This window comes from Streptomyces sp. 1114.5 (assembly GCF_003635085.1).
GTDB lineage: Bacteria > Actinomycetota > Actinomycetes > Streptomycetales > Streptomycetaceae > Kitasatospora.
The window spans coordinates 637,890-650,919 of record NZ_RBXE01000002.1; the positions used below are offsets into that span (position 1 = coordinate 637,890).

Annotated in this window: 12 protein-coding genes; 11 read left to right on the plus strand and 1 reads right to left on the minus strand. The window is 67.9% G+C overall.

Features of this window, described 5'->3' with window-relative positions:
* Positions 1–28: 28 nt before the first annotated feature.
* From BX285_RS26265 to BX285_RS26290, 6 genes are all read left to right on the plus strand, one after another.
* Positions 29–1,063, plus strand: coding sequence for a TOMM precursor leader peptide-binding protein (locus BX285_RS26265; protein ID WP_097235651.1), 1,035 nt, complete (start codon positions 29–31; stop codon positions 1,061–1,063).
* The gene (locus tag BX285_RS26270; protein ID WP_121178398.1) at positions 1,056–2,423 is read left to right on the plus strand and encodes a YcaO-like family protein; all 1,368 of its coding nucleotides are present in this window, start codon (positions 1,056–1,058) and stop codon (positions 2,421–2,423) included. Before BX285_RS26265 ends, BX285_RS26270 begins: the two co-directional genes overlap by 8 nt.
* A gap of 1 nt (position 2,424) precedes the next feature.
* On the plus strand, positions 2,425–3,192 hold the full coding sequence (locus BX285_RS26275; RefSeq protein WP_179852707.1) for a CPBP family intramembrane glutamic endopeptidase: 768 nt from the start codon (positions 2,425–2,427) through the stop codon (positions 3,190–3,192).
* Complete coding sequence (locus BX285_RS26280) at positions 3,189–3,875, plus strand: type II CAAX prenyl endopeptidase Rce1 family protein (RefSeq protein WP_121178399.1); 687 nt, start codon at positions 3,189–3,191, stop codon at positions 3,873–3,875. The genes BX285_RS26275 and BX285_RS26280 overlap by 4 nt, the downstream gene beginning before the upstream one ends.
* Positions 3,876–3,911: 36 nt before the next feature.
* Positions 3,912–4,976: an LLM class flavin-dependent oxidoreductase gene (locus tag BX285_RS26285; protein WP_121178400.1), complete on the plus strand. Its 1,065-nt coding sequence runs from the start codon at positions 3,912–3,914 to the stop codon at positions 4,974–4,976.
* Positions 4,977–5,206: 230 nt separating this feature from the next.
* Positions 5,207–5,869 carry a TetR/AcrR family transcriptional regulator gene (locus BX285_RS26290; protein WP_179852706.1) on the plus strand — a complete coding sequence of 221 codons (663 nt, stop codon included), beginning with the start codon at positions 5,207–5,209 and terminating at the stop codon, positions 5,867–5,869.
* Between the two features lie 37 nt (positions 5,870–5,906).
* On the opposite strand, the gene BX285_RS26295 is transcribed toward BX285_RS26290, so the two are convergent.
* Positions 5,907–6,668: a helix-turn-helix domain-containing protein gene (locus BX285_RS26295; protein ID WP_121178401.1), complete on the minus strand. Its 762-nt coding sequence runs from the start codon at positions 6,666–6,668 to the stop codon at positions 5,907–5,909.
* 419 nt (positions 6,669–7,087) lie between these two features.
* Here BX285_RS26295 and BX285_RS26300 point away from each other — a divergent pair, with 419 nt between their 5' ends.
* From BX285_RS26300 to BX285_RS26320, 5 genes are all read left to right on the plus strand, one after another.
* A complete protein-coding gene (locus BX285_RS26300) occupies positions 7,088–7,531 on the plus strand; it encodes a helix-turn-helix domain-containing protein (protein ID WP_097235644.1) in 444 nt (147 codons plus the stop codon).
* 215 nt (positions 7,532–7,746) lie between these two features.
* The gene (locus BX285_RS26305; RefSeq protein ID WP_257032334.1) at positions 7,747–8,136 is read left to right on the plus strand and encodes a hypothetical protein; all 390 of its coding nucleotides are present in this window, start codon (positions 7,747–7,749) and stop codon (positions 8,134–8,136) included.
* Positions 8,137–8,150: 14 nt separating this feature from the next.
* A complete protein-coding gene (locus tag BX285_RS26310; protein WP_147465235.1) occupies positions 8,151–9,254 on the plus strand; it encodes an MAB_1171c family putative transporter in 1,104 nt (367 codons plus the stop codon).
* Positions 9,255–9,342: 88 nt separating this feature from the next.
* Positions 9,343–10,545, plus strand: a complete 1,203-nt coding sequence (locus BX285_RS26315) for an amidohydrolase family protein (protein ID WP_097235642.1) — start codon at positions 9,343–9,345, stop codon at positions 10,543–10,545.
* 235 nt (positions 10,546–10,780) lie between these two features.
* Positions 10,781–12,526: an MFS transporter gene (locus BX285_RS26320; RefSeq protein ID WP_121178403.1), complete on the plus strand. Its 1,746-nt coding sequence runs from the start codon at positions 10,781–10,783 to the stop codon at positions 12,524–12,526.
* Positions 12,527–13,030: the final 504 nt, after the last annotated feature.

Genomic DNA, 13,030 nt, shown 5'->3' on the forward strand with positions numbered 1-13,030 from the left:
AGACCTGTTCACCCACCATGGAGTCCCGATGCCCGAAGCGGAGGCGCGTCTCAAGCGCGCGATGACAGTGATCGGCCACAGCCCCGATGTCGTGGAGCTGCGGGTCGGAGTATGGAACCCGAAGTCGTTCACGATCACGGACGAGTCCGGCAAGGGAAAGCTGTTCGGCCTCGTCGCCGGCCTCGACGGCACCACCAGCCACCGCGATCTCGCCCGCGCCCACGGGGTCTCACGGTCCACCGTCGAGGCCGTCGTCGATCACCTGCGCACGCTCGACGCCATCGAGTGGGGCTCCACGAACGCGCTCGACGCCTACCTCGATCACGTCAACGCCCTCCGGGTCGACGACGGGGCCCGCCAGCAGACCGACCGCGCCGTGCTGATCGGCGACCCCGTGCTCACCGACGGGATCGCCGGGCTGCTCGGGGACGCCCAGGTCGCCAAGATCGAACGGATCGGACCCGAGGACGCCCTGGCCCGCGACCTCGCCGCCACGGACCCGGCGATGCTGCACGACGGCCTGCGCCTGGCCGAACTGGCCGAGCGGTTCGCGCAGTTGCGTGGCGCCTACGTTGTATGGGCGCAGCAGACGGTCAACCCCGTCCAGTCCCAGGTGTTCAACCGGATCGCTCTGGAACTCGGCGTGCCGTGGACGCACGCGGCCATCGACGGCCCGTTCCTCTTCGTCGGCCCGACGATCGTGCCGGAGAGCTCCCCCTGCTACGAGTGCTTCGAGACCCGGGTCACCATGAACCTGCGGGAGAGCGCGAGCTACCTGAAGTACAAGACCGCGCTGGCCGAGGGACAGGTGGTCCCGGGCACGCCGCCGATGCTCGCCGCTTTGCGGACGACGCTCGCCGGGCACACCGCGCTGGAGGCGGTCAACTTCCTCAAGACCGGCAGCACCTTCACGATCGGCAAGACCCTGGGGATCTACCTGCCCACCATGGAGATCGCCCACCACGAGTTCCTCCGGCTGCCAGGCTGCCGGGCGTGCGGCTCCCTGCGCGGGCGCGACGACTCCAGTCTGTACTTCGACGCCAGGGCGTGGATCAATGAGTGAGGCAACCACCCTGGCACCGCGTGTCTTCCGCGACGAGGACGAGCGGGCGTGGTCCCTACAGGCCCGGATGCACAACCGGCTGTGTGGCCTGATCACCTCCATGGGCGGCTTCAACCGTCACCTGCGCGCCCCACGACTGTTCGTGGAGGGCGCCGAGTTGACCGGTGTACACCTGTGGCAGGACCGGTCCGCCCCCAAGCCCGGCTCGTACCACATCGGCGGGTACGGATTCGTCCCCTTCGAAAGCCGCATCCGGGTGCTCGGCGAGACCCTCGAACGCTACGCCGGCCATGCGGTGGTCGCCGAGGGCCGCCTGCCCGTCACCATCGCCAGCCACACCGAGATGGTCCGGCGAGGCGAGCCGGTGCTGGAGGCCGAGGCGTTCGCGTTCTTCGAGCGCACGCAGCTGTCCAGGAAGGACTTCCTCTACCAGGCCTTCGACCCGGCGGCCCCGATGGGCTGGATCCGCGTACCGTCGCTGACCGACGACACCGAGGCCATGGTACCGGCCCAGCAGTTCCTGCTCGGCTACCTCCCCGCCGCCGAGGAGCCCTGGCTGGTGTCCGCGGTCACCACCGGCACGGCCGCGCACACCTCTCCCACAGCCGCGCTCAGCGGGGCGCTGCACGAACTCGTCCAGATCGACACGGCCGTCGGGCACTGGCACGGGACGATGACGAGCGTGCTTATCGAACCGGACCACCGGCTCGGAGCTCTTCAGGCCTTCATCAACCGGCACTACCAAGGCACGGTCGCCCCCGAGTTCCACTACCTGCCGAACCCTGATCTTCCCGGTTTCACGGTGGCCTGCCTGCTGCGCTCGCGGGCAGGTGTGGTCCCGGCGGTGAGCGTCGGCCTGGGCAGCGGCAGCAGCCTCCAGAGGGCCGTTTACCGCTCGCTCCTGGAGACCGTGGGCGTCCAGGCGCTGGCGAACTGGTCCTTCTTCCAAGCGCAGTTGGATGCTGCCGACGGCAAGCTGGCGGCCGGTGAAGAGCGACTGGACACCATGTTCGACCTGGAGTCCAACGTCGGCTACTACGCGAGCCCCGAAGGGGCACAGAAGGTGGAGGAGCGGTTCGCCCGCAGTGTTCGCCTGCCCGCGAACGACCTTCCGGCGGACGACGCACGGTCCTCTCGCGAGATCGTGCGGGAGGTCGTGGACGCCTTCCGCCGCACCGGCAAGCGGCTGTACTGGAACGACCTGACCTCACCGGACATCCGCGACCTGGGCTTCACCGTGATGCGGGTATGGTCCCCGGACACCTTGAGCCTGCCGCTGCCCAGCGCGCCTCCCGCCGCGCATCGCCGGTTCGCGGACTATGGCGGCTTCGTCAATCCGCTTCCGCACCCGTACCCGTGACATGCGCGCCTACCTCCTCGCCGTCCTGGTGCTGTGGGGACTCGCGCCGATGGTCCTGGCTTCCCACGTCCACGGCCGGTGGATCGAGACCAGGTCCCGCAACCTGCCGACGCTCCCCGTCTACTTCGTCCTGATGACCGGGCTTACCGGGCTTGCCCTCGCGGTGCTCGGGCCGGGCATGCTCTGGGAAGGCCGATGGCCCTGCCTGGCCGCTGCCGCGCCGGGCGGAATCGTGCTCGCCGAGATCACCTGGCGAGCCGACCGGTACCTGGTCAGGAAGCTCGGCAGGCGGCCGGGACGGCCGGCGCCGAACACCGCCCGGGTCGTGCGGCACACGCGCCCGGTGGGGATCGCGGCCCGAGGGGCGCGCCCGGCGACGGCTGCGCAGCGGTCAATGCCCGCGAACCGGTGGGGCACGACGGAACGGCAGCGTGAGATCCACGTCGGCCTGCCTTGGCTCGTGGCCGGTGCTGTGCTGGAAGAGGCCTGGTACCGCGGGGCGCTCGGGCACCTCGCACTGTCCGGGATCCCGCTCCCGGTCGGGGTGCTGCTGTTCGTCGGCGCGACGGCCGCGTTCGCTCTCTCGCACCTGCCGTTCGGCTGGCGGCAGGCCGCAGCCAAGCTTCCTCTGTCTGTACTCGCCCTCGCGGCAACGCTGACCACCGGAACCGTGCTCACCGCCGTCATCGGCCACACGCTGTTCAACATCCGCGTCTGGCGCCTGTACCAGCGCACCACGGCCGCCCGCGCGAAGGCGGCCACCGGATGAGCACGCTGCTGGAACCGCTGCTGCGCGGTGCCGTCGCACTCGCCGTCCTCGGCGTGGGAGGTCGCTACGGCGTCCGGGCGCTGAACGTACGGCTGGTTGCGGTGGTCGGCGGTGAGGTCATTTCGCAGGTGGCGACCTGGTGCGTGGTCCTTGGGCTCCTTCTGCCGCTGTGGTGGCCGGCCGGGACAGGGATCGGCTCCGGCGCGAGCACCATCGTGCTCGTGCCCTTGGGCGCGGCCGTCGGCGCAGGGGAGCTGGCAGTCGCGGGGCTGCTGTCGACCATGGTGGCGAGCGCCGTGCGCCGCGAATCGGTGGGAAGCCACAACTGGATGGCGGTGCTGCACAGCACAGCTGTCCGGCCCTACCGCCGACTGGCACAGAGACTGCCCTGGCCGGCAGCGGCCGGAGTGTTTCTGCTGGTCGGGCTCGCCCAGGAACTACTCCTGCGGGGAGCCGTCTTCGGTTTGGCCAGGGGCGGCGGCGCCGGTCTGGCGGTCGCGCTGTCGGCGTGCTGCTCGCTGCTTGCCGCTGTACTGCCCGTGCGCGACAGGGACGGACGGTACCTCGCCGGCGTCGTGGGCGTGGTAACCGGCGTGGTCCATGGCCTCCTCTATGCACACACGCACAGTCTGATCCCCCTCGCCGTGGCACAGGGCACTTTCCTCGCCCTGGCTGTCCTGTAACTACCCAACCTCGTACACCTGTTGAGGAGGAACATCGTGAAGTACGGGATATCTCTCCTGCCCGACTGCCGGCCGCATCTTCGCTCCGCGGCCCAGTACTACGCCGACGTGCTGCGAGCGTCTCGGCTGGCTGACCAGCTCGGCTTCGAGTACGTGAAGATGACCGAGCACTACCTCAAGGACTACGGCGGCTACTGTCCGAGCCCGCTCGCGTTCCTGACTGCGGTCGCGGCCCAGACCAGCAGGATCAGGCTGATGACCGGCGGCATCCAGGCCTCGTTCCACCACCCCATCCAGCTCGCGGCGGACACCTCCCAGCTGGATGCGGTCAGCGGCGGCCGTTTGGACGTGGGCTTCGCGAGGGCCTGGCTGCCGTACGAGTTCGAAGCATTCGGCATCGACCTGGACGAAAGCCGCGCGAGGTTCACCGAGACGATCGAGGCCGTGGTGCGGCTGTGGACCGAGGACAAGACCTCCGAGGACACGCCGTTCTTCCGCTACACGGATGCCACCTCCCTGCCGCCGGTGACCCAGACACCGCACCCGCCCGTGTGGGTGGCGGCTGTCCGGTCCAGGGAGAGCTTCGCCTGGATCGGCGAGAAGGGCTTCTCACTGCTGATCGCCTCCCCGCCCCGAGAGGAGGAACTCCCGCGCATGCGGGAGATGGTGGAGGTCTACCGCGAGACCTTCGAGGAGGAGCACGGCGCATCGGGGCGCAAACCGCGGGTCGCCCTCAGCGTCCCGCTCCACGTGGCGGAGACGGACGACGAGGCGTACACGGCCGGGGCGCCGTTCCTGCGGGAGTACCTGCAGGTCTGGGGAGAGGCGGCCGACTCCTGGGCCGGCGTCACCTCCTCCGCCTACCCGGGCTACTCCGCGGCCGGGAAGACCTTTCTGAACACGTCGGAGGCCGACCTGCGCTCCACGGCGACCGGCGTGCTCGGATCCCCGGGCACCGTCGTCGAGAAGATCCATGCACTGCGCGATGCCCTGTCGCTGGACACGATGCTCTGGCAGATCGACTTCGGCGGGCAGAACGCGGAGTCCATGGAGCGCAACCTTCGGCTCTTCGCGCAGGAGGTCTGGCCCAAGGTCCGCTGACCCACGGCAACCTGCGATGACGACCGCTGCGGTCGGGAGTGAGCCCAACAGCCTCCCGGCTGCAGCTCCGTTGTGTCCCTGCCCATTGGCTGGCTAACAAGGTTAGTTAGGTGGCCTGATGATAGGCTCCGAGGGCGCGAATGGAGGACGGGGTGGCGACAGGGTCAGAGGCCCGGAAGCGGGAATCGCCGCGACGGCGGAAGGAATCGCCGCGCGCCGATCGGGCTCCGGTGACCCTGGACCGGGTCGCCGAGGCAGCCTTCCGGCTCATCGAACGGGACGGGCTGGAAGCCCTCACCATGCGGAAGGTTGCCGACGAGCTCGGCATCCAGGCCGCCTCCCTCTACTGGCACGTCCAGGACAAGCACGACCTCGTCGACCTGCTCGCCGACGCCCTCTTCGCAGACTTCGACCTGGAGGCACTGCCAGACGCGGAGTCCGGCGACTGGAAGGCCAACCTGACAGAGTTCGGCCACGCGTTCCGCCGATACCTGCTGAGCAGACGGGATGCCGCGCAGATCCTCGTCAACCGCTTCGTGCTCGGGCCTCACATGCTCAGTAACCTGGAGCGGCTGCTCGGCTGGCTGCGAGGCTCCGACCTCGGCGACCGGGAAAGCTCGTACGCGCTGATCACGTGCCTGGTCTACATCCACGGCTTCGTGCTGTGGGAGACCACGCCCATGTCCGGCGCGGTCGCCCGCGGTGAGGCCCCTAGGGAGTATCTCGACGAAGTGCGGGAGGAACTGGAGGAGTTGTCGCCGGAGGAGTTCCCCCACACCGTCGCGCTCGCGGAACAGCTCACCGGGCCGAGCAACGACGCCCGCTTCGAGTTCGGCCTGTCGTGCCTGCTGGACGGTCTCGCTGCGCAGGCGGCAGGCGGGGCCGGCGCATGAGGACCAGCTGAGTCCTCATGCGCCGACCCCGCCGGGCTCAACGATGGCGATCAGTCGGCACGAAGGACAGGATCTTGTAGCCGGCCAGGTACCGGGGGACGGTCTCGACCACCGTGACGCGCGGACCCCACACCCGATGCCGGAACGGGCGAGCGGGCACCGGGCGAATCAGAGGACGAGTCGACAGTTGCGTCCACAGCCTGTGCACGCGCGGGTCGAGGGCGACGTTCCGCACCAACGCCTTCGGCCACTCAGCGTCTGGGTACACCTCGCAGGCCGTCCTCAGATCGTTCAACAGCGGAGTGGCCCACGCCTCGTCCCAGTCGCCGAGCAGGGTGTCACGAAGCCGGGGCGCCAGGAGCACCTGCCGCAGGAGATTCGCCCGGCCGTGTCGGTCCGGAGCGACCGCGTGAAAGATGCTCTGGTAGGCGCCGTTGGCGGACACGACCTGCCAGGCCTGGTCGATGATCACCGCAGGGCAGGCTTGCATCGACAGCAGGTCCGCCCAGGTGGACTGCTCGTCGAGGGTCGCGCCGTCCAGCGGCGGCGGATCGTGGCGGACGGTGAGCATGTACAGCCGCCAACGCTCGTCAGGGCTCAGCTCCAGCAGACGTGCGAGCTCGTCGAGCACCGCGGCGCTCGGGTTGCGGATACGGCCTTGCTCAAGGTTCCAGTAGCCACGCGGGGACAGATGCAGTTGCTTGGCGACGTCCTCCTGGGAGACGCCGGCGCGCTCGCGACATCGGTGGAGAAAAACTTGCAGCTCGCCGCGCGTCTTGATCGCCGACTGCACCGCCATGATCGTTACCCTCTCTGCTCGGTGAGTGGATTCGACCGGGGAAGTCGAAGAGCTGGGTAAGTTGCTTATGGCCAGGCACGGTTGCGCCAGGACCGGGCGAGGCTGGGTTGGGCTCGCCGGTGGGAGCGCTCCTGATGGGCGGGTGCCAGGGTGTTGCGGGATCTGGGGCCTTGCCTGTTCCGGCCTGCGTCAGCTTGCTCGCCGCCCCCGGGCGCATGCCGAACGCTTCCCGGCCTCTAGCTTCGACGGCCGGTATCTCCACCCTTGTCGAAGATCATTTCTGGCTTATCTCAACCACAGTGGAGTTGCTTGCGGGGAGTCTATTCTTGGAGTGGACATGATTCAACTGTCGTGCAGGGCTGGGGCTTGAGGTAGATTGACGGCAGTCGAGACCAGGCCGTTGCCGCGAGGGGGCCGCTGTGACCGAGCCGGTGGGCCGTAGCCTGGCGGACAAGCTGAACCACTTGTTCGCGACCGTCAAGCCCCGTGGGGGCCAGGAGTACAGCAACGAGTACGTCGCCGGCGCCATCGGCAAGGCCGGCGTCGCGATCTCGCAGAGCTACATCTGGCAGCTGCGCAAGAACAAGAAGACGAATCCGACCCTCCGGCACCTTCAGGCACTAGCAGACTTCTTCGGGGTGCCCGCGGCGTACTTCTTCGACGACGAGGTGACAGACCGGGTCGAGGGCCAGCTGAGCCTCCTGCGAGCGGAGCAGGAGCGCCTCGACAAGGCGGTCGGCAGCGGCGACGTGAAGGTCATGGCTATGCGCGCGGGCGAGCTGTCGCCGGAGCGACGCAAGCAGGTGATGGATCTCCTCGACGTGGTCTACCAGTTGGAGCAGGCGGAACGACGGGGCTTGTGACTGGTCGACATCGTCGACGCCGCTGACGTCCGGAGGGGAACCGGCTGCCGCGGGACAAACTGATATCGAATCTGATCGGGGTGGGCAGATTGAAGGAACGGGAGCTGCGGCGTCGCTGTAGGCGCGAGCTGCGGGCACTGGGTATCCAGCCACCGTTACAGGTGGACGTCCTGTGCCAGCTCCTCGGGGAACGCCGCGGGCGTCCCATCCGGCTCGTGCCCTACTCGCTGCCAGTGCCCGGGCCCTTCGGTGTTTGGCTGGCTACCACCTCGGCCGACTACATCCTGTATCAGCAGGAGACCAGCAAGATCCACCAGGACCACATCATCCTGCACGAGGTCGGACACATTCTGGCGGATCATCAGAGCGATGAAGCAGATGACGAGTTCTGGCGGCAGATGACGCCGGATCTCTCGCTCGAAGCCGTCAAACGGGCACTTCGGCGAACCTCCTACGACCAGGATCACGAACGTGAGGCCGAACTGGTCGCCACGATCATCCTGGAATGGGCCTCCGTGCTCGATCGCGTGACGCCGCGCAGGTCGAACAACCCCTCGGTCCAGCTGGTGCAGACCGCCCTGGGTGATCGGCAGGGATGGCTGTGACGGTCCCTCTCGGCGTGGTTCTCGTGATCGCCGTGGCCTGGAAGCTGTACCAGCTCATCAAAGCTCCTCACGATCGCCCGCTTCGGGCAGTCACCCTGTGTCTCGTATGTGCGGGCATGGCCTTCCCGTTCGGCCAAGCAGCCGGCAGGCGGGTAGTCGACAGCGCCGCAGGTCCCGGCACGGCCCTACTTCTGCAGAATGTGCTGCTGCTCGGGGCCGTCTACTGGCTGATGTGCTTCTACCTCCACTCGGCCTCGGATCAGCACCAGGGGCGAGTGCGCGCCAGATGGGAAGCTGTCCCACTGGTCGTCGCCGTCGCCGTCATCTCGATCGCGGCGGTTGCCACTCCGCGAAGCGTCGAAGACCGTATGTATGAGACCGCAGACATGCGGGTGACGCCCGTGGCGGTCTTCTACGTGGTCGCCGGGCTGTACCTGGCCTACGCACTCGCCTCGGCACTGCCCTGGACCTGGCGCTATGCCCGGATGTCCACCCGGCAACTGGCCACCGGGCTATGGCTGGCAGCAGCGGGTATGGCGGGCATGGTAGCCGCCGACGTGATCCGCCTGGTGCTCGTCGTCTTCCGATGGCGAGGCAACCCGGTCCCACCGGTGCTTACCTTCAGCGCGGGCCTGCTCCTCGCGATCGCCATTCCACTGTTCGTGATCGGCATCACCTACCCCGGTCTCGTCACCCGGATCGCTGCACTGCGCATCTGGCGGAATCACCGTCGCGTGTACTGGCGGCTTCATCCGCTCTGGACAGCACTGCACGAGGTGTACCCCGAAGACGCCCTGCACCGCGTACCCGTCGGCCTCTGGAGCGACAGACTCTCGCTTCGAGGCGTCCACCGCCGCTACTACCGACGCGTCATCGAATGTCGTGACGGGCTCGTCCGAATCAGCCCGTACGTCGCACAGCTCGGCGTCCACGACGACAGGACCGGGACGTCTTCGCCGGCGCTACTGGCTGAGCATCTGCGGACCGCGCTCCGGACCTACGCGGCTGGCCGCCCGACGCCTTCGACTGCGGTTCCCATGGCGATGCCGCACACCGATGACCTGGATGCTGACGTGCAACAACTCGTAGTACTCGCAGACGCGTTAAGGCAGGAATAGCGCGTCATTCCTGAGGCCGTGTGAGCCTCAATCCTGCGTCGACGGCGCGGGCGACTCCCCATACCTATTGGATCAAGGAAAACGAACGATGGAGCTGCTGATCTCAGCGGGACGGGTCCTCACGGGTCCCGGTGGCGAACTCGTGGACGACGGGGCGGTACTGGTCGGCAATGGTGCAATCGTCGCGGTCGGGACCCGAGACGAGGTGGAGAGGCTTGCTCCGGACGGCGTGCGGAGGGTTTCCTTCCCCGAGGGCACTGTGCTCCCCGGATTGATTGACTGCCACGTGCATCTCGCCTTCGACGCCTCGCCGGATCCGGTAACTGCCGTGCGCGACGCGGATGACGCGAGCCTCCTTCTCGGTATGGCTGGCCGGGCACAGCAACTCCTGGCCACTGGGGTGACCACGGTGCGGGATCTGGGAGACCGGGGCGCGCTTTCCGTGCGGCTACGCGACGCGATCGCTGCGGGCGTACTGCGCGGTCCGCGGATCATGGCCGCGACGGCGCCGCTCACCTCACCCGGAGGGCATTGCTGGTTCCTGGGCGGCGAGGTATCCGGTGAGGAAGCCATCCGGGAGCAGGTGCGGCGCAACGTGGAGAGCGGCGCCGACGTGATCAAGGTCATGGCCACAGGCGGTGGAATCACCCCGGGCGGACCTGCGACTTGGCAATCCCAGTTCACGACCGAGGAGCTGCAGCTGGTCGTGACCGAAGCCGGGCGGGCGGGCCTGCCTGTAGCGGCCCACGCCCACGGCGCGGATGGCATCGCCAGCGCCGTGGCCGCTGGAGTGAACACGATCGAGCACTGTACCTGGATGGTCGAGGGGGGCTTCGAGATGCGGGACGAGGTAGTCACCGACCTCGCCGCCAAGGAGATCCACGTTTGCCCGGCAGCCAGCCCGAACTGGCGGGGTTTCGCCGAGCGGTTCGGGAGGGAACGGGCCGAGGAGGTCTTCGCGCGGGTGCGCTGGATGGCCGAGCGGGGAGTCCGCCTGGTGGCGGGAACAGATGCCGGCGTGCCGAACGCGGTCTTCGACGGGTTCGTGAGCAGCCTCGAGTTCTACGAGTATCTGGGCTTCCCCCGGGACCGCGTCATCGATATGGCCACCATCGACGCTGCCCGCGCCCTCGGTATCGACACCGAAACTGGACAGCTTGCCGCCGGCTACCGTGCCGACCTGCTCGTCGTCGACGGCGACCCGCTCCGAGACCTGAACGCCCTGCGTGCCATCCGCCTCGTGCTGGCAGGAGGGCGCCCATGCGGCAACGGCAAAGGTGAGAGTTGGTGATCGCGTCGGCTCTGATCCTCATGTGACGGCCTGACCGGGATCCACGTGCGCCCGGGTCAGTCAGCGAGTTCTGCTGACTGACCCGGGCGCACACGTATGTCGGGGGGCGGTGAGGAGCGGCGGGCGGAGCCATGCGTGAGCATCGAGCCGTGAACACCCTACCTAACGTTGATAGATAACCCTAACGGCGTTAGGGTGTGAGGTGTCGAAGTCGCCACAACCCTTGGGAGAGGCCATGGTTGAGCTTGGCAAGGGGGAAGTGCCGGCACGAGCCGTGCACACTAAACCTGCCGGATCGCGCAGCTGGATCGCGCTCGCCGTCGTGCTGACGGCCGCGTTCATGCAGCTGATCGATGTCAGCATCGTGAACGTTGCCGTTGCCGCGATCCAGAACGGGCTGGGGGCGAGCTACTCCCAGATCCAGTGGGTGCTGGCTGGGTACACACTGGCGTTCGCGGTCCTGCTGATGGCCGGAGGGCGACTGGGAGACCGTGCCGGGCGAAAGCGGATCTTCCTGGTCGGAATGATCGCCTTCACCGCCGCCTCGTTGTTGTGCGGAGCCGCCGGCAGCGCGGAACTGCTGGTGGTCGCCAGGCTCCTTCAAGGGCTCGCCGCCGCATTGATGTACCCACAGGTCTATTCCGTCATCCAGGCGACCGTCCCGCCGGAGCGACGAGGCGTCGTGCTCGGCATCCTCGGGGGCATCATCGGCCTCGCTGCGATCACTGGCCCGCTGGTCGGCGGCCTGCTCATCCAGGCCGACTTGTTCGGCTGGGGCTGGCGGCCCATCTTCCTGGTCAACGTACCGGTTGGCATCCTGGCAGTGCTGCTCGCTCTCCGCTACCTTCCGGAGTCCCGTGTGGAGAACCCTGGTGCCGTCGATCTGCCGGGAGTCCTCCTGGTCACCGCAAGCCTCGCGCTGATCGTCTATCCGCTCGTTCAGGGGCGTGAACTCGACTGGCCGAAATGGCTGTTCGCCCTGATGGGCGCCGGTGTCGCTCTGTTACTACTCTTCGCGGTCTACGAGCAGTATCGCGCACGGTCAGGCAGCAGTCCGCTCGTCCGGATGAGCCTGTTCCGCAACCGCAGCTTCACCGGCGGACTGGTCGTGGTCATCCTCTTCTACGGCGCCTTCCTGCCCTTCTTCCTGGTGTTCAGCCTCTACGTCCAGGCGGGTCTCGGCTACACGGCTCTTCAGGCGGGCGTGGCTCTGGTCCCCTACGCGCTGGGCTCGGCGGTCGGATCCGGGACCTCGATCGCGCTGGCCCCTCGGCTCGGTCGTCCGATCCTGCACCTGGGGTTGGCTCTCCTCATCCTCGGCACCGGCGCGACCATCTGGGTCGTGCACCGCTGGGGCACCGACCTCCACACTCTCCAACTGCTGCCCTCGCTCGTCCTCTCGGGTATCGGCTTCGGGCTGACCGTCACCCCGCTGGTCACCCTCGTCCTGGCCAAGGTGCCACTTGATCAGGCCGGCGCAGCCGCCGGCGTACTTACCACCGCGCAGCAGATCGGCAGTGCTGTCGGCATCGCGGTCCTGGGCACATTCTTCTTCGGATTGCTCGGCAGCCATGCGGACTCCGTCACCGAAGCTCAAGTCCCGAAACTCAAACGGGAGCTGGTCGTACTTAAGCTGGACGAGTCGGTGGCTGACCGGATGATCCAGCAATACCGCGCCTGCTTCCACGACCGGGCCAACGAGAAGGACCCCGCCGCCGTCCCGGCCAGCTGCCAGGCCGAGAGCAATCCGCCGGGCGGAAGCAGTCAGATCCAGCTCGCCGCGAAGGTGGCAGACGTCCTCCAGGCCGAGGCGACCCGCGACCTGCGCACCGACTTTGCCGAGGCGGCAGAGCGAACCCTCTTCCTGCAAGTCGGCCTGTTCGTCGCCTGCTTCCTGCTGGTGTTCGCCCTCCCGCGGGTCCGCGGCCAGGAGCTGAGCGAATTCGAGGAGCGAAGCCGCGACACGGTGATCATCGGGTGATCTCCTGGCCTGGCGCTTGCGGACCGAAGCGCCGCGATCACCGCAACATGCCGCCATACCAGCCCTGACGAAGAAAGAGGAGAGATCGCGCGCAGGTTCAAGAGCGCAGCCTCACTGGTCTTGCTGGTCGCCTTGTCCGCGACCGCCGTCGGATGCGGGGAGCCCGACCACGCCGTTCTCGGCTCCACCCCGAGAACGATCTGTGCCGACCGGCCAGGTGGCGCCGCCTGTCGGCCGGGCCGCCAGATCGGCCGACACCCCGTTCCCGGAGCACCACTGGCCCGCGCGTTTCACTTCGAGGTGCGTCCGGATCACGACCGGAAAAGCAGAAGTGCCTTCTGAGCTGGGACGATGAGGCCTGTCCAAGGTCTCCGTCGTACCAGCGGGAAGGCACTTTCCGCGTGCACACCACCCGGTCTCGCCCCGACCCCGGGCCCGTCAGCGCTGACGGGCCCGGGGGCGTTAACCACGCTGGTTCGCGCCTGCCGGCGGATCTGGCGGATG

Bases quoted from the DNA above. Each gene is read 5' to 3' on its own strand.
- BX285_RS26265 (WP_097235651.1), top strand. From the start codon at position 29: ATGCCCGAAGCGGAGGCGCGTCTCAAGCGCGCGATGACAGTGATCGGC.
- BX285_RS26320 (WP_121178403.1), top strand. From the start codon at position 10,781: ATGGTTGAGCTTGGCAAGGGGGAAGTGCCGGCACGAGCCGTGCACACT.
- BX285_RS26315 (WP_097235642.1), top strand. From the start codon at position 9,343: ATGGAGCTGCTGATCTCAGCGGGACGGGTCCTCACGGGTCCCGGTGGC.
- BX285_RS26295 (WP_121178401.1), bottom strand. From the start codon at position 6,668: ATGGCGGTGCAGTCGGCGATCAAGACGCGCGGCGAGCTGCAAGTTTTT.
- BX285_RS26270 (WP_121178398.1), top strand. From the start codon at position 1,056: ATGAGTGAGGCAACCACCCTGGCACCGCGTGTCTTCCGCGACGAGGAC.
- BX285_RS26275 (WP_179852707.1), top strand. From the start codon at position 2,425: ATGCGCGCCTACCTCCTCGCCGTCCTGGTGCTGTGGGGACTCGCGCCG.
- BX285_RS26280 (WP_121178399.1), top strand. From the start codon at position 3,189: ATGAGCACGCTGCTGGAACCGCTGCTGCGCGGTGCCGTCGCACTCGCC.